Below are 22,368 nucleotides of genomic sequence, written 5' to 3'. Positions count from 1 at the left end.
GGGCGGTTGCCGCCGTGTCGTCACAGTCCCCCAACAGCTCGAGCGTCTCGACCCAGCAGGACGGTCAGGGAAGTGATCCCGCCGCCGTCTTCGGGCCAAACGAGTGGCTCGTAGACGAGATCTACCAGCAGTACCTCCAGGACCCGAACTCGGTAGACCGAGCCTGGTGGGACTTCTTCGCCGATTACAAGCCGGGTGCCGAGGCCGCCGGAACCGTGGCGGAGCCCGCCGCGGCCACCACGCCGCCGGGCGCCGCGGCCGGCACCTCCGGAGTGGCCGCGGGTCCCGCGCACGCCGCACCGGCGAAGCCGGCGGAGACCGGGCCCGCCGAGGCGAAGCCGGCAGCGCCGGCGAAGCCCGCCAAGGCCGCCGCACCCGCCAAGCCCGCGGAAGCGAAGCCCGCGCCGGCCAAGCACGCCAAGCCCACACCGGCCGAGCCGGCCAAGGCACAGGCCAAGTCCGCCGCGCCCGCACAGGGCGGCGGCGAAGGCGGCGCCGAGGCGGAAGGGCCGTCCGGCCCGGAGTACACGCAGATGCGCGGCCCCTCCGCGGCCGTCGCGAAGAACATGAACGCCTCGCTGGAGCTGCCCACCGCCACATCGGTGCGTGCCGTCCCGGTGAAGCTGCTCTTCGACAACCGCATCGTCATCAACAACCACCTCAAGCGCGCCCGCGGCGGCAAGGTGTCCTTCACGCACCTCATCGGCTACGCCATGGTGCAGGCGCTGAAGGCGATGCCGTCCATGAACCACTCCTACACGGAGAAGGACGGCAAGCCGACGCTGGTCAAGCCCGACCACGTCAACCTCGGCCTTGCCATCGACCTCGTGAAGCCGAACGGCGACCGCCAGCTCGTCGTCGCCGCGATCAAGAAGGCCGAGACGCTCACCTTCTTCGAGTTCTGGCAGGCGTACGAGGACATCGTCCGCCGTGCCCGGCAGAACAAGCTGACGATGGAGGACTTCTCCGGCGTCACCTGCTCGCTCACCAACCCCGGAGGCATCGGCACCGTTCACTCCGTGCCGCGGCTGATGCCCGGCCAGGGCCTGATCCTGGGCGTGGGCGCGATGGAGTATCCGGCGGAGTTCCAGGGCACCTCGCAGGACACCCTCAACCGGCTCGGCGTCTCCAAGGTGATGACGCTGACCAGCACGTACGACCACAGGGTCATCCAGGGCGCGGCCTCAGGCGAGTTCCTGCGCATCGTCAGCAAGCTGCTGCTCGGCGACGAGCGGTTCTACGACGAGATCTTCAAGGCGCTGCGCATCCCGTACGAGCCGGTGCGCTGGAACCAGGACATCGACGCGTCGCACGACGACGACGTCACCAAGGCCGCCCGCGTCTTCGACCTGATCCACTCCTACCGGGTGCGCGGCCACATCATGGCCGACACCGACCCGCTGGAGTACAAGCAGCGCAAGCACCCCGACCTGGACATCACCGAGCACGGCCTCACGCTGTGGGACCTGGAGCGGGAGTTCGCGGTCGGCGGCTTCGCCAACAAGTCGATGATGAAGCTGCGCGACATCCTGGGCGTGCTGCGCGACTCGTACTGCCGCACCACCGGCATCGAGTACATGCACATCCAGGACCCGAAGGAGCGCAAGTGGATCCAGGACCGGGTCGAGCGTCCGCACTCCAAGCCCGAGCGTGACGAGCAGCTGCGCATCCTGCGCCGGCTGAACGCCGCGGAGGCGTTCGAGACGTTCCTGCAGACCAAGTACGTGGGCCAGAAGCGCTTCTCGCTGGAGGGCGGCGAGTCCGTCATCCCGATGCTGGACGCCGTGCTGGACGCCGCCGCCGAATCGCGCCTGGACGAATGCGTGATCGGCATGGCGCACCGCGGCCGCCTGAACGTACTGGCGAACATCGTCGGCAAGTCCTACGCGCAGATCTTCCGGGAGTTCGAGGGCAACCTCGACCCGAAGTCGATGCACGGCTCCGGCGACGTGAAGTACCACCTGGGCGCCGAGGGCACCTTCACCGGTCTGGACGGCGAGCAGATCACGGTCTCGCTCACCGCCAACCCCTCGCACCTGGAGGCAGTCGACCCGATCGTCGAGGGTGTCGCGCGCGCCAAGCAGGACATCATCGGCAAGGGCGGCACGGACTTCACCGTCCTGCCCGTCCAGCTGCACGGCGACGCGGCCTTCGCGGGCCAGGGCGTCGTGGCCGAGACGCTCAACATGTCGCAGCTGCGCGGCTACCGCACCGGCGGCACGGTCCACATCATCGTCAACAACCAGGTCGGCTTCACCGCGGCGCCCGAGTCGGCGCGCTCGTCGATGTACTCCACCGACGTGGCCAGGATGATCGAGGCGCCGATCTTCCACGTCAACGGTGACGACCCGGAGGCCGTGGTCCGCGTGGCCCGCCTGGCCTTCGAGTACCGCCAGGCGTTCAACAAGGACGTCGTCATCGACCTGATCTGCTACCGGCGCCGCGGGCACAACGAGACCGACAACCCGCAGTTCACGCAGCCGCTGATGTACAACCTGGTCGACAAGAAGCGCTCGGTGCGCAAGCTCTACACCGAGTCCCTCATCGGCCGCGGCGACATCACGCTGGAAGAGGCGGAGCAGGCGCTGCAGGACTTCCAGGGCCAGCTGGAGAAGGTCTTCACCGAGGTGCGGGACGCCGCCAACGCCCCCGCCCCGGCCGAAGTCCCGCAGCCCGAGGCCGAGTTCCCGGTGCACATCGAGACCGGGGTCGGTCAGGAGGTCGTCAAGCGGATCGCGGAGTCGCAGGTCAACATCCCCGACCACGTCACCGTCCACCCGCGGCTGCTCCCGCAGCTCCAGCGGCGTGCGGCGATGATCGAGGACGACACGATCGACTGGGGCATGGGCGAGACCCTGGCCATCGGCTCGCTGCTGATGGAGGGCACGCCGGTGCGGCTGTCCGGCCAGGACTCCCGCCGCGGCACGTTCGGCCAGCGTCACGCCGTTCTCCTCGACCAGAACACCGGCAACGACTACACGCCGCTGCTGTACCTCTCCGACGACCAGGCCCGCTACAACGTCTACGACTCGCTGCTCAGCGAGTACGCGGCGATGGGCTTCGAGTACGGCTACTCGCTGGCCCGCCCCGAGGCGCTGGTGATGTGGGAGGCGCAGTTCGGCGACTTCGCCAACGGCGCGCAGACGGTGATCGACGAGTTCATCAGCTCCGCCGAGCAGAAGTGGAACCAGACGTCCGGCGTGACGCTGCTGCTGCCGCACGGCTACGAGGGCCAGGGCCCGGACCACTCCTCGGCCCGTATCGAGCGGTTCCTCCAGCTGTGCGCGCAGAACAGCATGACGGTCGCCATGCCGTCGCTGCCGTCGAACTACTTCCACCTGCTGCGCTGGCAGGTCCACAACCCGCACCACAAGCCGCTGGTCGTCTTCACCCCGAAGTCGATGCTCCGGCTGAAGGCGGCGGCGTCGCAGACGTCGGAGTTCACCGCCGGCGGATTCCGTCCGGTCATCGGCGACGACTCCGTGGACCCCTCCGACGTCCGCAAGGTCGTCTTCTGCTCCGGCAAGGTCTACTACGACCTCGACGCCGAGCGGCAGAAGCGCGGTCTGACCGACACCGCGATCATCCGGATCGAGCGGCTCTACCCGCTGCCCGGCCAGGAGATCCAGGCCGAGATGGCCAAGTACAGCGGCGCGTCGAAGTTCCTGTGGGCACAGGAGGAGCCGGCCAACCAGGGCGCGTGGCCCTTCATCGCGCTCAACCTGGTCGACCACCTGGACCTGATCATCGGCTCCGAGCCGGTCCCCAACGCGGACCGGCTGCGCCGGGTCTCGCGTTCCTCGTCCTCCTCGCCCGCCGTCGGTTCCGGCAAGCGGCACCAGGAGGAGCAGCAGCAGCTGATCCAGGAGGTCTTCGACCTCTGAGCGTCAGCCGCTCGCAGAACCGACCGCAGGACGGAGGGCCCGCCGGTACCGGCGGGCCCTCCGTCGTTACCGGCGCGCGGTGCTCAGCCGGGGTTCGTCCCGGAGTCCCGGAGCGGGCAGGTCCCCTGGCGGATGCCCCCCGTACGCGGGCCGGTAATTTGGGACCGCACCCCTCCACCGTCACCGGGAGCCCTCCGTGTACTTCACCGACCGCGGCATCGAAGAGCTGAGCAGCAGGCGCGGCGAGGAGGAGTTCACCTTCGAGTGGCTGTCGGAGCAGCTGCGGGCCTTCGTGGACCTCAATCCGGACTTCGAGGTCCCGGTCGAGCGGCTGGCGACCTGGCTTGCGCGGCTCGACGACGAGGACGAGGACGAGGAGCACTGAGGCCTGAGGTGCTGAGACCGAAGCCTGAGTGCTGAGCCCGGGCACCTGGGAGGCCGCGACGTACTACTGCTCCGCTGTCCGCGCGGCGACGGGTCCGGCCGGGTCATTGCCGATAGGGGCATCCGTCCCGGAATGAATCGTCGTAGTGGGCCGTGTCGCCGGGGTAGAAGTTGGGGCGCTGGTCCGCGTCGTCGTAGTAGCGGTGGAAGACGGGGGTGATGCCGCCTGACACCGGCGGGACGATCCAGCTCCAGTCCGTGGGCACGGTCCGGCCCTGGCCCTCCTCCTTGGTCACGTGGGTGAGGAAGCGGCGGGACTCTGTGTGGTGGTCGGTGATCCGCACCCCCGCGGCATGGAAGGAGTGCAGGACGGCGACGTTGAGCTCGACCAGCGCGCGGTCGCGCCACAGCGTGCTCTCCTTGCTGGTGTCCATGCCGAAGCAGGCGGCAACGTCGTGCAGCAGGTTGTAGCGGCCCTCGTCGACGAAGTTGCGGGCGCCTATCTCGGTCCCCATGTACCAGCCGTTGAACGGCGCGAGGGGGTAGTCCATGCCGCCGATGCGCAGGCGCATGCTGGAGATGGCCGGAACGGCGTGCCAGCGCAGACCCAGGTCGGCGATCCGCGGACAGTCCGGGTGGGTGATCGTGACCTCCAGGACCAAGTCCCTTGGCACGTCGAAGAGTTGGGGCTTGTGGTCGGCGGTGTCGATGACCCAGGGCAGTATGTCGAAGGGCCCCTCGGGGTCCGGCCAGCCGAGGCGGCGCACAAGATCGGTGAAGCCCACGTAGGCCGCGTCGCCCAGCACCGAGCCGTCCTCCAGGCGGCGCCCGGCATAGCGGATGAGCTGGTCGTTCCACACCCGGGGGGCGGGCTTGCCGGGGGCCTCGGGGGCGAAGACGGAGATCAGGGAGCGGAGGCGGCCGCCGTTGGTCGCCTGACGCAGGTGCTCGCGCAGGTGCTGGTGGATCTCCTCGGGGGTTGTGGCGTCGCGGCAGTCCAGGACGCGCAGGCTGTTCCAGTACAGGCGGCCGATACAGCGTCTGGAGTTGCGCCACGCGACGCGGGCACCGAAGGCGAGCTCGTCGGGGGTGTGGCGGTAGGTGCCCTCGGTGTCGATGGCGGTGCGGACCTGGCGCAGACGCCGGCTGAGCGAGACGGGCCGACCGGGATGCTCGGCGTGGAACTGGCGCAGGAACTCCTCTGCCTCATGCCGGTCGGCGACACCGCTCGAGGTCCGTTCCGATTCCGAGGCGGCGTCGTGGCGGGCGCATGTGGAGGGCGGGAAGGTGTTGGAAGTCACGGTTTCCTCGAAGCAGGCGGGACGGGACGTACGAACCACCGGGAGTCGCCGTGCCGGAGAGCAGCACGGCGCGGACGGTCCGGCTCAAGCCCCGCATCATCCTCGGCCGGCATCCATGGCTTCCTCCTCTTTTGTCTCGAGGCCGACGGGGCGACCGCCGGGTCCGGCGTGAACCACACGTCGTTCAGAGTCAGTCACCTTCTTGATCGCTCAGTTGAGGAGCACAAAGGTCAATGCACGCACCTTTGGCCATCTGTCGACTCAGCGCTACCTTGCCATGTGGCATTGCCGCGAGGGCGCCAACCCCCAAGTCGGGCCGGAGGACAGGGTCTACTTCCCGCCGCTCTCCCGTGCCCTGAGCGCGAGCGCCACGAGCGCCGCGTCCTCGGGGCGGCGGATGTCGCGGCCCGTCAGCTCGCAGAACCGCGTGAAGCGCTGCTGGACGGTGTTGCGGTGGCAGTAGAGCACCCTCGCGGTCTCGGCGATGGAGCCGCTCCCCGCCAGATGCACCCGCACCGTGTGCAGCAGCCGTTCCCGTTCCGCGGCGGGCACCGCCCCTCGCTGCTCCCCCTGGTCCTTGAGGCCACCGAGGACGTCGTCCGCGAGGTGCGCCGCGAAGGGACCCGCCCGGCCCACCAGTACGTCCAGCCAGGCGTCGGCCAGGCGCAGCGGCCCCGTCGCGGCGCCGGGGAGCGCCCGTACGGTCGCGGTCGCGAGCTCGACGGCGCGGGGGACTCCGGCGAGGCCGTCCGCGACGGGTGACACCCCGCACGGCACGCCCTCCAGCCTGCCGAGCACGGTCTCCTCCGTGACCCGGGGCCCCAGCTGTACGACCAGGAGCGAAGCGGACGAGACCGTCTGCCGCTGCAGGGTGGCCCCCGCCGAGCGCAGCGCCGCCGCGGCACCGTGCAGCCCGCCGCCCGGCCCGGGCCCCGGGAGGGCCGCGACGCACAGGAACCGGCCGCCGGGCACGAATCCGAGGGCCAGGCCGACGTCCCGTACCACCGTCGGATTGTGGCCCCCGGTCTCCAGGAGCCGGTCGAACCAGAGGCGGCGCTCGTCCTCGCGCTGCCGGCCCATCTCCAGCACCGTGCGCTGGTACGCGGTCATGATGCCGGTGACGTGCGCCTCCACCGCCTCCCACACGTGGTACGCGGAGGCGACGAGCAGCACCTTGTCCTCGTCGTCGGCGCGGGCGACCAGCGCGTCCCAGACCACCCGGAAGTCGAGCCTGGCCGCGGCGAGCAGCGAGTCGAGGGGGACGCCCTGGCGGGCACGGCGCTCCCCGATCCGTCCGGAGGTCCCGGCGAGCTCCGCGGGCACGGGGAGCCCGGCGACGGTGCGCAGCAGGAGTTCGAAGGCCTGGACCGCGGACTCCCGGAAGTCCTCGTCGGGCACCGCGCCCTCGTACTGATCGCGCAACGGCTGGACGGTCTCCAGCCAGTCGCCCAGCAGGCCGTCGACGCCCTTCAGGCAGTCGACGGCCAGCTCGGCGGCGCGTGGATGCGCGGCCCCGGGCGGGGGCTCCGCTGGATTGTGCACATGCACAATTGTGGCGCCCAGGTCCGCGATACTTCAACGTTGGCCTTCCGCTCGCGTAGAGCAATCCTGGGTCGATCGCCCGAGTCCAACCGACCGGCCGGTCGATTCCGGAGGCCTCCGCAGTGCATCTGACTCCCCGCGAGAACGAGCGGCTCCAGCTGTTCACCGTCGCGGAGCTCGCGCGCCGGCGCCGCGCCCGCGGCCGTCGTCTCAACACGCCCGAGGCCATCGCCCTCATCTGCGACGAGGTGCTGGAGGCCGCATGGGACGGGCTGAGCATGGACGAGGTCATCGCGGTGGGCCGCTCCGTCCTCACCGAGGACGACGTGCTGGAAGGCGTGTCCGCGATGGTGCCCACCGTGCAGGTCGAGGCGCTCTTCCCCAGCGGAACGTCGCTGGTGGCCGTCGACGGTCCGATCGGGGCCGGGTCCGCTGAGGCGGCGCCGTCGGCGCCGGACTCGGCGTCGGATTCAGCGGCGGATTCACGGGCGGGTTCTGCAGCAGCGGCCCCGGATCCGCCGGGTGCCGTCCGTACGGCGGCCGCGCCCGTACGGATCAACGAGGGCCGCCGCAGACTGCGGCTGACCGTGCGGAACACCGGCGAGACCGCCGTCTACGTCTCGTCGCACTACCCCCTCGGCGAAACCAACGCGGCGCTGAGCTTCGACCGCGAGGCGGCCGCCGGCATGAGGCTCGACATCCCCGCGGGCACCGCCCTCGTCTTCGAACCGGGCGGCGAGCGCGAGGTCGAACTGGTGGAGGCACGCAAATGAACACGCCCCCGAACACGCCGCGCGAGATCGACAGGCGCACCTACAACGCGCTCTACGGACCCACGACGGGCGACCGGGTACGCCTCGGCGACACCGGCCTGTGGGTGGAGGTCGAGACGGACGACGGCACTCCGGGCGACGAACTCCTCGGCGGCTGCGGCAAGACCGTACGCGACGGCCTGCTCGCCTCACCCCGCTCCGACCGTGACTCCGCGCTCGACATGGTGATCACGAATGTGGTGCTGCTGGATTCCCGGCTCGGCGTGCGCAAGACGGACATCGGGGTGAAGGACGGCCGCGTCGTGGCGGTCGGCGGGGTGGGCAACCCGGATGTGATGCCGGTCGAATTCGCCGTCGACTCCCACACCTCGATGGTTCCCGGCGAGGGGTTGCTGGCGACTCCCGGCATCGTCGACAGCCATGTGCACCTCTCGTCCCCGGAGATCGCGCCCGCCGCGCTCTCCGCGGGCGTCACGACCGTCGTCGGCATGGGCCTCGGCGGGATGTGGGAGATCGGCTGCAACCCGGCCCACAATCTGCACACGCTGATGAGTGCCTGGCGTGGCACACCACTCAACGTGGCGTTCCTGGCGCGTGGTTCGTCATCCTCGCGAAGGCTCCTCGACGAGATCGTGCTGTCGGGCGCCGGCGGCTTCAAGATCCACGAGGACTTCGGGGCGACTCCGCGCATCGTCGACACCTGTCTGGACGCCGCCGAGCAGGCCGACCTGCCGGTCGCGCTGCACACCGACTCGATGAACGAGTCCGGCTATCTGCGCGACACCGTCGGTGCGACGCGCGGCCGCACCGTGCACGCGTACCACGTGGAGGGCGGAGGCGGTCACCCGGACCTGCTGGAGATCCTCTCCGAGGCGAACATCCTGCCCTCGTCGACGACTCCGACGGTTCCGTACACGGTCAACACCGTCGAGGAGCTCTTCCCGATGACGATGACGGTCCACCGGCAGAACCACCACATCGAGAGCGACGTGGAGGTCTCCAAGGGGCGCATACGGGCCCACGCCATCGCCGCCGAGAACTCCCTGCACGACCTCGGCGCCATCAGCATCGTCAACTCCGACTCGATGGGCATGGGCAGGATCGCCGAGACGGTGCGCCGGACCTGGCAGCTCGCGCACCTGCAGGCGCTGCGCAGCGGCGAGAGCGGCGCCGGACACAACGCCAACGCACGGGTACTGCGCTACCTGGCGAAGATCACGCTCAACCCGGCGGTGGCACACGGGATTTCGCACGAGGTCGGCAGCGTGGCACCGGGGCAGCTCGCCGACATCGTGCTCTGGCATCCCGCCTGGTTCGGCACCAAGCCCGAACTCGTCATCAAGAGCGGCTTCGTGGCCTGGGGCAACACCGGTTCGGGCTCCGGCTCGACCCGGCTGACCCAGCCCCGCAGGTACCGCCCGTACTACGGCGCGCTCGGAGACGCGGCCTCGCAGCTCGCCCGCGTCTTCGTGGGCGCCGAGACGCTGGCGGACAGCGCCGCCCGCAACTCCCTTCCACGGGGCCTGCGTTACGCACCCGTACGGGACAGCAGCGGCCTCGGACGCGCCGACATGCTGCACAACACCGCGACGCCGCGCGTCGAAGTGCCCCGCTCCCCCGGCCCCGTCCTCGTCGACGGCGTGCCCACCGCGACCGAGGCGGCCACGGAGGTTCCGCTGGCTCAACTCCACCATCTGGCCTGACACCTGGAGTCCGAAGCCGTACCGGGAGTCCGACGCAGTATCGGCCGGGCGAGAGACGAAGGACACGACACATGCGACTTGATCTGATCGTGCGGGACGCGAACATCCTGACGCTGGACGGCAACCGTCCGGCAGCCCGGAGCCTTGGCGTCCTGCACGGGCGGGTCGTCGGCCTCGACGAGGAGATCGAGGGCCTTCGTGCCGAGCGCGTCCTGAACGCGGACGGCGCCACCGTGGTGCCGGGCTTCAACGACGCGCACTGTCACACCGCCTGGTACGGGCTCACCCTCTCCCAGCTCGACCTCTCGGCCGCCCGCTCCCTGGACGAGGTCCACGCTGCGGTCGAACGCCATGCGCGCACGCTCCCGGACGGCTCGTGGGTCGTCGGCGCGGGTCTCGACCACCACAAGACCGGTGGCCGTCCGCACCGCGACGCGCTCGACCGGGCCGCCGGAGGCCGTCCCGTATGGCTCAAACACACCTCGGGACACCTGTGTTACGTGAGCACCGAGGTGCTGCGGCGCGCCGGGGCACTGGACCCCGGCTTCCAGGCGCCGGACGGCGGGGTGGTCGCCAGGGACGCGGACGGGCGCCCCGACGGGCTCCTGGAGGAGACGGCACAGCAACTGGTCCAGGACCAGGTCCTCCCGTACTCCGTGGAGACCGTCGCCGACGCCGTCCAGGCGGCGACCCGCCGCTACCTCGCGGAGGGCGTCACCAGCTTCACCGAGGCCGGCATCGGCGGCGGCTGGATCGGGCAGACCCCCGTCGAGCTCGCTGCGTACCAACTCGCCCTGGACACCGGCAGACTGAACGCGCGTGCCCAGCTGATGATCGCCTCCGACGCGCTGCATCCGGTCGGCGGAGCGCACCCCGGCGACGGCATCACCACGGGGCTCGACCTCGGCCTGCGCACCGGCCTGGGCGACGACCGGCTGTCGATCGGCCCGGTGAAGATCTTCCTGGACGGTTCGCTGCTGGGCCGTACGGCGGCCGTCACCGAACCCTTCTGCGGCTGCCGTCACCCGGCGGACGCGGGCTCGGACGCGGACTCGGGCTCGGACGGCGCGAACCGCACCGGCTACTTCCAGCAGGACCCGGAGGCGATGGCCGGGCTGGTGGTGGCCGCGCACCGTGCCGGATGGAACGTCGCCGCGCACGCCATCGGCGACAGGGCCGTCGACCTGGCCCTCGACACGTACGAGCGCGCACAGCGCGAACACCCCCGCGCGGACGCCATCCACCGTGTCGAGCACGCCGGGATGGTCCGACCGGACCAGCTGGCGCGCTTCGCCGGACTCGGCGTCGTACCCGTGCCGCAGCACAACTTCCTCGCGGCCTTCGGCGACGCGATGGCGGCCAACCTCGGCCCGGAGCGCACCGGTTGGACGTACCGGCTCGGCTCGTTCCTCGACCTGGGTCTGACCGTGCCAGGGTCCTCCGACCGGCCCGTGGCGCCCGGAGCGCCGCTTCCCGCCATGGAGGCGATGGTGCGCCGGCTGACCGAATCCGGTGCGCCGTTCGGCCCGGACGAGCGGGTGTCCGCCGAGAGCGCCCTGCGCGCGTGGACGACCGGTTCGGCGGACGCCACGGGCACCGCGTCCCGTAAGGGGCGCCTGCGGCCCGGCATGCTCGCCGACTTCGCCGTACTCGACGCCGACCCCCTGCATACGGACGCCGACCGCATCGGCGCGATCAGCGTCCTGGCCACCGCCGTCGGCGGTGCCGCCGCCCACGACCCGCACAGTCTGGTCACCGTCCCACCCCGCTCAGAAGGCAGGACCGCATGAGCACCTCCAAGTCCCCGTCCCCGCCCCCCTCTTCCTCTTCGTCCGCGTCCGCCGACGCCGTCCCGCCCACGGCGAACCCCTCCGACATCAAGCGGCTGCTCTCGGCGGCGTTCATCGGCACCGCCCTGGAGTGGTACGACTACTTCCTCTACGGCACCGCCGCCGCCCTCGTCTTCAACAAGCTCTTCTTCCCCGACCTGGATCCGGCCGTCGGCACGATCGCCTCGTTCATCACCTTCGCGGTCGGCTTCGTGGCCCGCCCGATCGGCGCGGCGATCTTCGGGCACGTGGGCGACCGGTACGGCCGCCGCACCGCCCTGATCATCACCGTCGTGCTGATGGGCGTCTCGACCGGCCTCATCGGCCTGCTCCCCGGCTACGGCTCCATCGGCATCTGGGCACCGGCGCTGCTGGCCACGCTCAGGTTCCTGCAGGGCATCTCCGTGGGCGGCGAGTGGAGCGGCGCGATGCTGCTGACCCTGGAGCACACCCCCAAGGAGAAGCACGGCAGCTACTCCGCCGTCCCCCAACTCGGCTCCCCCGTCGGTACGTTGCTCTCCAGTGGCGCCTTCGCGCTGGTGGGGATGCTGCCCGACGAGGCGTTCTACTCGTGGGGCTGGCGGATACCGTTCCTGTTCGCCTTCGTGCTGCTGCTCGTCGCGCTCTACATGCGGCTGCGCATCGAGGAATCCCCGGTGTTCAAGGCGATGATGGCCGACAGCGAGAAGAACGGCCCGCCGCCCGCCCCGCTGATCGAGGCCTTCCGCCGCACCTGGGGCCGCATCCTCATCGGCGTCGCCGCCGCCTTCCTCGGCATCGGCGGATTCTTCCTGCTGACCACCTTCATCATCTCCTACGGCACCGAACAGCTCGGCATCGACAAGTCGGTGATGCTGAACGCCACGCTCGTCGGGGCGGTCGTGGAGATCGGCGTGCTCTTCGTCGGCGGCAGGATCGCCAACCGGGCCGGCCCGTGGAAGGTGTGCGTGGTGGGCGGCATCATCTCCGTGCTGGCCGCCTTCCCCACGTTCTGGCTGGTGGACACCCGTGAGACTCCCCTCGTCGTCCTCGGGGTCGCGCTCGGCATCGGGGCGATCTCCATCCCGTACGCGCCGATCGGTGCCGTCGTCTCCGGGATGTTCCCCGAGAACTTCCGCTACAGCGCCGTGGCCATGTCGTACAACCTGGCGGGCGTGATCTCGGGGTTCGTGCCGCTGGTGGCCGCCTCGCTGCTCGGGCTGTCCGGGGGCGCCTCGTGGAGCGCGGCACTGCTGCTGATCCTCATCGCGGCCTGCACAGCCGTGGGTTCCTACTTCGCGGGACCGCAGCTGCGGCGGCGCCTCGGCCACGACCCGAGCAAACAGCACGAGACGTCCAAGGCGATCGCATGACGGCTCAGGCCCCCGCACGCACCGGCGGGCGGATACTCGTGGACCAACTGGCGGCGCACGGCGTGGAGACTGTCTACGGCGTCCCGGGCGAGAGCTACCTCGACGTCCTGGACGCGCTGCACGACTCTCCCGTACGGATGGTCGTGTGCCGCCAGGAGGGCGGCGCCGCCTACATGGCCGAGGCCACGGGCAAGCTCACCGGACGTCCCGGTGTCTGCTTCACCACGCGCGGCCCCGGCGCCGCCAACGCGCTGGTGGCGCTGCACACGGCCTACCAGGACGCCACGCCCATGGCGCTCTTCGTCGGCCTGGTGCCGCGCGGGCACACCGGCCGCGAGGCGTTCCAGGAGTTCGATCTGCGCGGCACCTTCGGGGCGCACGCCAAGCTGGTCGAGACAGCCGGCGACGCGGCACGGCTGCCGGAGATCACCGCCCGCGCCTTCGCCGTCGCGGCGGGCGGCCGGCCCGGGCCGGTGGTGGTCGGACTGCCCGAGGACGTGCTCACCGACACCGCCGAGGTCCCGGACGCGGGGCCGCTGCCCGTACCCGAGGGCGCCGTCTCGCCGGACCAACTGCACGAGCTGGACTGCCTGCTGGCGCAGTCGGCGTCCCCGCTCGTGCTGCTCGGCGGCAGCCGCTGGACGGACGCGGCGCGCGCGGACGTACGGGCCTGGGCGGAGTCGTGGTCGCTGCCGGTCGCCGTCGACTTCCGCTGCCAGGACCTGATCCCCGGCGACTGCGAGATCTTCGCCGGAAACCTCGGCTACGGACGCTCCGAAGCGCTCGCCCGACGGCTGGCCTCCGCCGACCTGCTGGTGTGCGTCGGCGCGGCTCCCGGCGACGTCAGCACGGACGGGTACACCCGGCTCGGGCCGCATGGGAGCGGGACGGCGGCAGAGGCGGAGGGCGAACCGCGGGACGGGACGGCGGCACCATCCCCCGGCGGGGCGCGCACCCGCCGGACCGTGCACGTCCTTCCCGACTCCCCGCCGCCCGGCGCCTGGCACCGCCCGGACCTCACGCTGCTCGCCGCGCCCGCCGCGTTCGGCAGGGCCGTCGCCGGCCGCGAGCCCGCCGCGCCCGTCCCCTGGACGGACGTCACGCGCGCCGACCGCGCCGCCCATCTCGACTTCCGGCGGCCACTGCACGATCCCGAACCCCTCGACCTGGGTGCCGTGTTCGCCACCCTCGACGCCCGTCTGGACGCCGACGCCGTCATCACCTTCGGCGCCGGCAACTACGCTCTCTGGGCGCAGCGCTTCCTCACCTACCGCCAGGGCATGCGCCAACTCGCGCCCCGTAACGGCTCGATGGGCTACGGCGTCCCGGCGGGCGTGGCCGCCGCCGTCACCCACCCGGGGCGCCAGGTCGTCACCTTCGCCGGCGACGGCTGCTTCCTGATGAACGGCCAGGAACTCTCCACCGCCGTCGCCGAGGAGGCCGCACCGCTGATCATCGTCGTCGACAACGGGACCTACGGCACCATCCGCAAGCACCAGGAACTGACCTATCCCGGCCGCGTCAGCGGCACCGACCTGGTCAACCCGGACTTCTCCGCGTTCGCACGAGCCTTCGGCGCCCACGGCGAAACGGTCACAGCCACCGGGGAGTTCGCCTCCGCCCTGGAACGCTCCCTCGCCAACTGCCGGTCCGGCAGAGCCGCGCTGATCTCCCTCCGGCCGGCGGACGGGCGCCTGGCCCCGGGCATGACGGTCGGCTTGCTGCGGGAGCAGGCGGGCGGCGGGTCGGGCCCGTCCGCGGACGACGGCTGAACCGCCGCCCGCGCACAGCACCGGCAGACCGGCCGCAGGACCGAACGGTGCTCGTCCGGCCCGTACTCCAAGGCGTACGGGCCGGATCTGCGCGTCGCCGTGCCGGGCGGCCCGCACGGTATCGGAACCCGAAAAGCCCGAAAAGGAGGACGGACTCCCGTCCGCGTCGTCCCGCACACACGTAGGCTTGCCTCCGGAGCCACACACGACATATCGTGTTCTTGAGCGAACGCGATATGTCGCCGTTTGACGCGTCTCCCGTGACGCCCTGCCGCCGTCGCCGTGTCCCGCTCGCCGTCGCCGTATGCCTATCCGGGAGGCCGCCGTGTCCGAACGCTCCTCGTGGCCGATCTCCGAACCGCAGACCCTGGAGATCGGGGACCGCATCGAATCGCTCCAGGTCCGCATCGTCGGCGGCAGCGTCAACGTCGTCGGCAGCGACGCCCCCGGCACCCGTGTCGAGATCAGCGAGGTGAAGGGGCCACCGCTCCTGGTGACGCTCGAAGGCGACGAACTGGTGATCGCCTACGAGGACGTGCCCTGGAAGGGCTTCCTCAAGTGGCTGGACCGCAAGGGCTGGAACCGGCACGTGGTCGTCTCGGTGTCAGTGCCCTCCCATGTGCGCCTCTCGGTCGGCGTCGTCAGCGCGGGCGCCTTCGTCTCCGGCATCGCCGCACGTACGGACGTACGCGGGGTCAGCGGCGACACCACGCTCGTCGGGATCGACGGGCCCGTACGCGCCGAAACCGTCTCCGGTAACGTCGAGACACAGGGCCTCACCGGGAGGATCGGCTTCAACTCCGTCTCCGGCGACCTGACCGTCATGGACGGCCGTTCGGCCGTGAAGGCCGACTCGGTCAGCGGCTCCATGATCCTCGACCTCGACACCGGCGGCAGCGGCTCGGCGACGGACATCGCACTCGGCACCGTCTCCGGCGAGGTGGCCCTCCGCCTGTCCCACCCCGTCGACGCCACCGTCCAGGCGAGCACCGCGAGCGGCGCCGTCTCCAGCGCCTTCGACGAGCTGAAGGTCGACGGTCTGTGGGGCGCGAAGAAGCTGACGGGCACCCTGGGCACGGGCAGCGGCCGTCTCCGCGCCGACAGCGTCTCGGGCTCCATCGCCCTCCTGCGCCGCGCGGAACCGCTCGACGACGACCTCCTCCTCAGCAAGGACGCCTGACATGTCTCCCGTCTTCGCCCACGGCCGCCTCCGCCTCTATCTGCTCAAGCTCCTCGACGAGGCACCACGCCACGGCTACGAGGTGATCCGTCTGCTGGAGGAGCGCTTCCAGGGCCTCTACGCACCGTCGGCCGGCACCGTCTACCCGCGTCTGGCCAAGCTGGAGGCGGAGGGGCTGGTCAGCCACACCACCGAGGGCGGCGGCCGCAAGGTCTACTCGATCACCGACGCCGGACGCGCCGAACTCGCGGAGCGCGAAGGGGAGCTGACGGAACTGGAGGCCGAGATCAGCGCCTCCCTGACGGCACTGGCCGCGGACATCCGCGAGGACGTCAGCGGCTCCGCCCGCGACCTGCGGCACGAGATGCGCGAGCAGGCCCGCCGTACGCGCAGGGAGTCCGGAGCCGCCGGCGGGGCCCCTGCGGGCGGCTCCGACAAGGAGGCGTGGCAGCAGGCGAAGGAAGACATGAAGCGGGCCAAGGAGGAGTGGAAGGAACAGGCCCGCCGCGCAAGGAGGGAGACGCAGCAGGCCAAGCGCCAGGCGAAGGAGGCCCAGGCGCGCGCGGCCGCCGTCGATGAGGTGCAGCGCATCGCCCGGCAGGTGCAGGACCAGGTCCAGTCGCGGGCGAAGTCCGGCGACTGGCCGGGCGCGGTCCGCGAAGGCATGTCCCAACTGGCCCGTGAGATGGGGAACTTGGGCCGCATCACGGAGCAGGTCACGCCCTGGTTCCCGTATGTGCGCCATGAGCCCGCAGACGGCGAGGCCGCACCCCCGGCGTGGGCGAAGGAGGACGACGCGCCCAGCGACGATCCGGGACGGGACCTGGAGCGCCTCCTGGACCACTTCCGAGACGACGTACGGGACGCGGCACGCGATCACGGCGTCAGCGAGCACCAGCTTCGCGAGGCGCGCCGCCAACTCGCCACGACGGCCGCCCACTTGGGCGCGCTTCTGCGTGAGAAGGACGGCTACGGCGAGGCGAGGGGCGACGCCGGGGAGTGAGACGGAAGGGCTGAGGGGCGAGCGCCCCGGCTCAGAACTCCCCGGTGTCGATCTCGAACCCGAGCGGCTCGGGGAGTTCGATCTTCTTGGACAGCTTCGCCTCGGCGCTGCGGGTGTACGCGCCGTCGGACGGCTCGGAGTACACCACGACCTCGCCCGCTTCGCGGTCGATCAGCAGGTAGCAGGGGATTCCGGCACGCGCGTAGCCCCGCAGCTTCGGGCCCCGGTCCTGTGCGCCGGTGGACCGGGACGTCACCTCGCCGACGAGCAGGACGGGCGCGGGATCGTGATACTCGGCGTCGTCCCCGAAGCTGCCCTTCGGGGCGACGACCAGGTCGGGCACGACCTTGCCGGTCGGGGACGCGTCGGGGACGAACAGGCCGAGCCCGGTGTACCGGCCCAGCTCCTTCCGCTGGTCACGCACCTGTCCCGTTACCTCGGACACGATCTCCTCGTGCTCGCCGTTGGCCGGTGGCACCACGTGGATCTCTCCCTCGATCAACTCCACGCGCCACCCCTCGGGGGATGCCGCGCTCAACGCGTCGAAGGCGTTCTCCACCGATGAAGCCATGTCGTCACCGGTCACCACGTCGGACTCACGCTCGGGGGCTGCCATTGTCACGTGGACCTCCTTCGTCACCGGCCGACGATGCCAGGGTAGCCACGCGGCCGGGCCCGCAGCAGCGGATACTCATCCCATCGCGGCACCATGACGTCTCCGCGCCGCACAGGCCGTACACCTGTGTTATCGGCGCACATTCTGCTCATTGCCGCACCCGGCCCGCGTACGACTCCATTGTCCCTGCGCACGAGCCCGCGCGTCACCGTTCTCCGAGACGATCTTTCTCCGGCCCGGCCCGTCCAGCGTGGTGGCCCGCGAAGGGGCCGGACACCACGGAACGGAGCGAGACCGATGCACACCGCACCGGCCGACGAGCTGACGGGGATGGCGGAAGCAGACCACGACGCCTCCTCCTCGGCCCTCAGCGACGACTTCGCCGAACAGCTCGCCTGGCGCCGCCTGACCGCCCGGCACGGCGACCGGCTGAACGCGATCATGAAGGAGCACGGCTGGCCGACGACGGCGCTGGTCGGCGCGGAGGCCTCACGCGCCGCCTGGCTGATCGCCCAGCACGCGGACCGCCAACTGGACGTGCAGCGGCGCGCGTTGGCGCTCATGGAGGAGGCAGTGGCCAAGGGCGAGGCGAGCGGGACGCAGCTCGCGTTCCTCCGCGACCGTACGTACGTCAACGAGGGACGCGAGCAGCCGTACGGCACCCAGATCGCGGGTGTACGGGACGGCGCCCGCGTGCCGTGGCCCTGCGAGGATCCGGAGCGGCTGGACGAGCGCCGTGCGGAGACAGGCACCGAACCGTTCCGGGCCTACACCGCACAGCACACGCCGCCGGCCGCCGGCTGAGCGGGCGGGGACGGGGGCGGCGCGGAACTCAGACCGTCAGTACGACCTTGCCGAACAGGTCGCCCTCCGCCATCTTCACGAAGCCCTCCCGGGCCCGGTCCAGCGGCAGCGTCGAGTCGATGACGGGACGGACCCCCTTGGCGGCGCAGAAGTCCATCAGCGAGGACAGCTCCTCCTTGCTGCCCATCGTCGAGCCGACGACCTTCAGCTCGAGGAAGAAGACCCGGTTGAGCTCCGTGGCGGGCGGGTTGGGCCCGCTGGTGGCGCCCGAGATGACGACCGTTCCGCCGGGCTTGAGCGACTTCAGCGAGTGCGACCAGGTGGCGGCGCCCACTGTCTCCAGTACGGCGTCCACGCGCTGCGGCAGCCTGGCGCCCGTCTCCACGGCGGCCTCGGCGCCGAGTTCGACGGCACGCGCGCGCTTGTCCTCGTGCCGGCTGGTGGCGAAGACCCTCAGGCCCGCGGCGGCACCGAGCACGATCGCGGCGGTCGCGACACCGCCGCCCGCTCCCTGGACGAGCACGCTGTCGCCGGGGCGTACACCCGCGTTGGTGAAGAGCATCCGGTAGGCGGTCAGCCAGGCCGTCGGCAGGCAGGCGGCCTCCTCGAAGGAGAGCTCCTTGGGCTTGGGCAGCACGTTCCACTGCGGTACGGCGACGCGCTCCGCGAAGGTGCCCTGGTACTTCTCCGTCAGCAGGGTCCGGGGCTCGCGCGGGCCGACGCCGTGCCCGTTGGCGCCGATGACCGAGTGGAGGACCACTTCGTTGCCGTCGGCGTCGACGCCCGCGGCATCGCAGCCGAGGATCATCGGCAGCGAGTCCTCGCCGAGGCCGACACCCCGCAGCGACCACAGGTCGTGGTGGTTGAGCGAAGCCGCCTTGACGTCGACGCTCGTCCAGCGGTCCGGGACGGTGGGCTCCGGGCGGTCGCCCAGCTCCAGACCGTCGAGCGGTTGGTCCTTGTCGATGCGCGCGGCGTATGCAGCAAACATGATCCGGACGGTAACCCCGCGGGGCGGTGAACAGCCAGTCCTCCGCCCCGCGACGCGACGGATCTCACGGCACCCTCACGGGCGCCGTGCCGCTGCTAGAGCACCTTCGAGAGGAAGGACTTCGTCCGCTCGTGCTGCGGGTTGTTCAGCACGTCCCGCGGATTCCCGGACTCCACGACGACCCCGTCGTCCATGAAGACGAGCGAGTCGCCGACCTCACGCGCGAAGCCCATCTCGTGCGTCACGACGACCATCGTCATGCCGTCCTGGGCCAGGTCGCGCATCACGTCCAGCACCTCGCCCACCAGCTCCGGGTCGAGCGCGGAAGTCGGCTCGTCGAAGAGCATCAGCTTCGGCTCCATCGCCAGCGCGCGGGCGATGGCGACGCGCTGCTGCTGCCCGCCGGAGAGCTGCGCCGGGTAGCTGTCGCACTTCTCGCCGAGGCCGACGCGGTCGAGCAGGGCGCGGGCGCTCTTCTGCGCCTTCGCCTTCGTCTCGCCCTTGACGAGGACCGGCGCCTCCATCACGTTCTCCACCGCGGTCATGTGCGGGAAAAGATTGAAGCGCTGGAAGACCATGCCGATGTCGCGGCGCTGCGCCGCCACTTCGCGGTCGCGCAGCTCGTACAGCTTGTTGCCGTGCTCGCGGTAGCCGACGAGGGTGCCGTCGACGTACAGCCGCCCGGCGTTGATCTTCTCCAGGTGGTTGATGCACCGCAGGAACGTCGACTTGCCCGACCCGGAGGGCCCGACGATGCAGAACACCTCGCGCGGCGCCACCTCCAGGTCGATGCCCTTGAGCACCTCGACCGGGCCGAAGGACTTGTGCACGGCCTCGGCCTTCACCATCGCGTTCATGCCGCGCCTCCTCCTGCTCCCGAGCCCGCTCCCGTACCCCGCCTGAAGGTGAACACCAGCTGCCGCGCCCGCTGCCAGGGCGTCGCGGGCAGCTGCCGGGACGAACCGCGGGCGTAATGACGCTCCAGGTAGTACTGCCCGATGCTGAAGACCGTCGTGATCACGAGGAACCAGAGCGTCGCCACGAACAGCATCTCGACGACGGCGCTGGAGGTGTTGCCGATGTTCTGCGACTTGCGCAGCACTTCCTCGTACTGCACGACGGCACAGAGCGCCGAGGTCTTCAGCAGGTTGATGAACTCGTTGCCGGTCGGCGGGACGATGACGCGCATCGCCTGCGGCAGCACGATGCGCCGCATGTTCTGCGCGTTGGTCATGCCGAGCGCCTGCGAGGCCTCGGTCTGTCCCTCGTCCACGGACTGGATGCCGGCGCGGCAGATCTCCGCCATGTACGCGGCCTCGTTGAGGCCGAGACCGAGCAGCGCCGCCATGAACGGCGTCATGACGTCCGTCATCTCGTCCTTGTAGATGGGGCCGAGATTGAGCGTGGGGAAGATCAGCGCGAGGTTGAACCACAGCAGCAGCTGCACATAGACGGGCGTGCCGCGGAAGAACCAGATGTAGCCCCAGGCCACCGAGTTGGTGACCGGGTTCTTCGACATCCGCATCACGGCCAGGACGATGCCGAGCACCAGGCCCATCAGCATGGACAGGACGCTGACCACGAGGGTGTTCTTGACGCCCTCCATGATCTGGTCGTTGAAGAAGAACTCGCCGACCGAACCCCACGTCAGGTCCGCTTCCGCGAAGGCCTTGACGATGAGCAGGAGGAGCCCGATGACGACGACGGCGGAGACGTAGCGGCCGTAGTGCCGCACGGGTATCGCCTTGATCGCCTCGGGTGCCGTGGCGGTCGGCGGCGCGTCGCTGGGCGCCTTGCCGGGTGGAGCGGTCATGGATGCTGCTGCCTGTCGTTCGGAGGGGCACTGCCGGCGGGGGCACGTCGCCTGCCGCCCCGTCGGGGAAAGCGGTCATGGGTGCGGCCGCACGGCAGGCCGGCCGCGGGTGTGCGGCCGGCCTGCGCGGCGCGGTTCAGGTGCCGCTGTTGATCTTCGCCTCGGAGATCGCGCCGTCCTCGACGCCCCACTTCTTGAGCGCCTTCTCGTAGGAGCCGTCTTCGATGATCTTCGTGAGGGCTTCCTTGAGGGCGCCGCTGAGCTTGTCGTTGCCCTTGGAGACGGCCATGCCGTACGGCGCGGACTCCATCTGCTCGCCGACGACCTCGAAGTCGTTCCCGCTCTTGGCGGCGTTGGCGGCGACGGGGAAGTCGGAGATGTCGGCGACGACGCCGCCGGCCTTCAGCCGTACGCGCGCCTCGTCGTCGTTGTCGAACGGCTCGATCGTCAGCGGCCGCTCACGGTTCTTCTTGCACTCGTCGATCTGCTTCTTGAGGATCTCGTGCGAGGTCGTGCCGCGCTGCGTGGCGACCTTCTTGCCGCACAGCTCGTCGACCGACTTGATGTTCTCCGGGTTGCCCTTCTTGACGAGGATCGAGGAGCCCGCCGTGAGGTAGTCGACGAAGTCGACGCCCTTGCCGACCTTCTTGCCCTGGTCGTCCAGGCCCTCCTGCCGGTCCTTGGTGTCCGTCATCGACGACATGATCATGTCGAAGCGGCCGGTCTGCATGGAGGTGATCAGCCCGTCGAAGGTGCCGTTGGTGAACTCGAACCGCACACCGAGCTGCTTGCCCATGGCGTTCGCCAGGTCGGGGTCGAGACCGACGATCTCCTGCCCGTCCTTGTACTCCATGGGCTTGTACGCGGCGTCCGTGCCGACCTTGACGACCCCCGCCTTCTGGATCTTCTTCGGCAGCTTGTCGAACAGCGGGGCCTTGGAGCCCTGGGTGTCCGATCCGCCGCCCGCGGAGTCCGTCTGGTCGCCGCAGCCGGCCAGCAGCAGAGCGCCGGTGACCGCAACGGCTACGGGCGCGGCTATGCGCCGGCTGCGCACGGCGGCCGGGCGTCGGGGGTTGCGTGCGGTCATTGCGGGGTCCTCCTGCGGATGAGGGAGCAGCCGGCCTGGCACACACCTTCGGGTGTGTAGCGCCGCGCGAAGGGTGCTGCCGGTGGGCTGCCGGTGGATGGTGGAAATCCTGCCATCCGTTCGAGCGGTTACAGAGGAATCCCGAGTCAAAATCGGATAACGGAGGCCGGGTTCCGGATACAGGGCACTCACTCGTCGCGTACGAGGCGTCGCGTTCCGTTCCGCGACCGGCCTCCGGTCTTCCCGCGGGAGACCTTCGGCACATACCGGGACTCCGCCGAAGACCCTTCACCCACAGCCCCGTTGAGGTCGCGGGATCCCCGTCTCCCGGACA

Annotated in this window: 17 protein-coding genes; 10 read left to right on the top strand and 7 right to left on the bottom strand. The window is 70.6% G+C overall.

Annotated features, from left to right (window positions below):
* Window positions 1-14 precede the first annotated feature (14 nt).
* Together AN215_RS24125 and AN215_RS24120 are read left to right on the top strand one after the other, a co-directional pair.
* Window positions 15-3,884 (top strand): multifunctional oxoglutarate decarboxylase/oxoglutarate dehydrogenase thiamine pyrophosphate-binding subunit/dihydrolipoyllysine-residue succinyltransferase subunit, encoded by a 3,870-nt coding sequence (locus AN215_RS24125; protein ID WP_070031247.1) that lies wholly within the window; start codon window positions 15-17, stop codon window positions 3,882-3,884.
* A 196-nt stretch (window positions 3,885-4,080) separates the two neighbouring features.
* Window positions 4,081-4,269: a DUF6104 family protein gene (locus AN215_RS24120; protein ID WP_070011020.1), complete on the top strand. Its 189-nt coding sequence runs from the start codon at window positions 4,081-4,083 to the stop codon at window positions 4,267-4,269.
* Window positions 4,270-4,372: 103 nt separating this feature from the next.
* Here AN215_RS24120 and AN215_RS24115 read toward each other — a convergent pair whose 3' ends face one another.
* Window positions 4,373-5,461, bottom strand: a complete 1,089-nt coding sequence (locus AN215_RS24115; RefSeq protein WP_245694765.1) for a nitric oxide synthase oxygenase — start codon at window positions 5,459-5,461, stop codon at window positions 4,373-4,375.
* A gap of 438 nt (window positions 5,462-5,899) precedes the next feature.
* Window positions 5,900-7,111, bottom strand: a complete 1,212-nt coding sequence (locus AN215_RS24110) for a PucR family transcriptional regulator (RefSeq protein WP_070011022.1) — start codon at window positions 7,109-7,111, stop codon at window positions 5,900-5,902.
* 122 nt (window positions 7,112-7,233) lie between these two features.
* Here AN215_RS24110 and ureA point away from each other — a divergent pair, with 122 nt between their 5' ends.
* The 7 genes from ureA to AN215_RS24075 all read left to right on the top strand — a co-directional run bounded on the left by ureA (window position 7,234) and on the right by AN215_RS24075 (window position 16,723).
* Window positions 7,234-7,884, top strand: coding sequence for an urease subunit gamma (gene ureA, locus AN215_RS24105; RefSeq protein ID WP_070011023.1), 651 nt, complete (start codon window positions 7,234-7,236; stop codon window positions 7,882-7,884).
* Window positions 7,881-9,587 (top strand): urease subunit alpha, encoded by a 1,707-nt coding sequence (locus AN215_RS24100; protein WP_070011024.1) that lies wholly within the window; start codon window positions 7,881-7,883, stop codon window positions 9,585-9,587. Before ureA ends, AN215_RS24100 begins: the two co-directional genes overlap by 4 nt.
* A gap of 71 nt (window positions 9,588-9,658) precedes the next feature.
* Window positions 9,659-11,377 carry an amidohydrolase gene (locus AN215_RS24095; protein ID WP_070011025.1) on the top strand — a complete coding sequence of 573 codons (1,719 nt, stop codon included), beginning with the start codon at window positions 9,659-9,661 and terminating at the stop codon, window positions 11,375-11,377.
* Entirely contained in the window at window positions 11,374-12,768 is a 1,395-nt protein-coding gene (locus tag AN215_RS24090) for an MFS transporter (protein WP_070011026.1), read from the top strand. Before AN215_RS24095 ends, AN215_RS24090 begins: the two co-directional genes overlap by 4 nt.
* Window positions 12,765-14,540, top strand: a complete 1,776-nt coding sequence (locus AN215_RS24085; RefSeq protein ID WP_070011027.1) for a thiamine pyrophosphate-binding protein — start codon at window positions 12,765-12,767, stop codon at window positions 14,538-14,540. The genes AN215_RS24090 and AN215_RS24085 overlap by 4 nt, the downstream gene beginning before the upstream one ends.
* A gap of 325 nt (window positions 14,541-14,865) precedes the next feature.
* Window positions 14,866-15,720, top strand: a complete 855-nt coding sequence (locus tag AN215_RS24080) for a DUF4097 family beta strand repeat-containing protein (protein WP_070011028.1) — start codon at window positions 14,866-14,868, stop codon at window positions 15,718-15,720.
* A 1-nt stretch (window position 15,721) separates the two neighbouring features.
* Window positions 15,722-16,723: a PadR family transcriptional regulator gene (locus AN215_RS24075; protein ID WP_070011029.1), complete on the top strand. Its 1,002-nt coding sequence runs from the start codon at window positions 15,722-15,724 to the stop codon at window positions 16,721-16,723.
* Between the two features lie 31 nt (window positions 16,724-16,754).
* Here the strand turns inward: AN215_RS24075 and AN215_RS24070 are convergent, their stop codons facing one another.
* Entirely contained in the window at window positions 16,755-17,339 is a 585-nt protein-coding gene (locus AN215_RS24070; RefSeq protein WP_245694763.1) for a Uma2 family endonuclease, read from the bottom strand.
* A gap of 297 nt (window positions 17,340-17,636) precedes the next feature.
* On the opposite strand from AN215_RS24070, the gene AN215_RS24065 reads away from it, so the two are divergent.
* On the top strand, window positions 17,637-18,143 hold the full coding sequence (locus AN215_RS24065) for a DUF6624 domain-containing protein (protein ID WP_070011030.1): 507 nt from the start codon (window positions 17,637-17,639) through the stop codon (window positions 18,141-18,143).
* A gap of 28 nt (window positions 18,144-18,171) precedes the next feature.
* Here AN215_RS24065 and AN215_RS24060 read toward each other — a convergent pair whose 3' ends face one another.
* From AN215_RS24060 to AN215_RS24045, 4 genes are all read right to left on the bottom strand, one after another.
* Complete coding sequence (locus AN215_RS24060) at window positions 18,172-19,134, bottom strand: zinc-binding dehydrogenase (protein ID WP_070011031.1); 963 nt, start codon at window positions 19,132-19,134, stop codon at window positions 18,172-18,174.
* Between the two features lie 95 nt (window positions 19,135-19,229).
* Window positions 19,230-19,982 (bottom strand): amino acid ABC transporter ATP-binding protein, encoded by a 753-nt coding sequence (locus AN215_RS24055; RefSeq protein WP_070011405.1) that lies wholly within the window; start codon window positions 19,980-19,982, stop codon window positions 19,230-19,232.
* A 5-nt stretch (window positions 19,983-19,987) separates the two neighbouring features.
* The gene (locus AN215_RS24050) at window positions 19,988-20,947 is read right to left on the bottom strand and encodes an ABC transporter permease subunit (RefSeq protein ID WP_070011032.1); all 960 of its coding nucleotides are present in this window, start codon (window positions 20,945-20,947) and stop codon (window positions 19,988-19,990) included.
* Window positions 20,948-21,083: 136 nt separating this feature from the next.
* Window positions 21,084-22,034, bottom strand: coding sequence for an ABC transporter substrate-binding protein (locus tag AN215_RS24045; RefSeq protein ID WP_070011033.1), 951 nt, complete (start codon window positions 22,032-22,034; stop codon window positions 21,084-21,086).
* Window positions 22,035-22,368 lie beyond the last annotated feature (334 nt).

This window comes from Streptomyces abyssalis (assembly GCF_001751365.1).
GTDB classification, from domain to species: Bacteria; Actinomycetota; Actinomycetes; order Streptomycetales; family Streptomycetaceae; genus Streptomyces; species Streptomyces abyssalis.
This window is presented reverse-complemented; position numbering and strand designations above follow the sequence as displayed.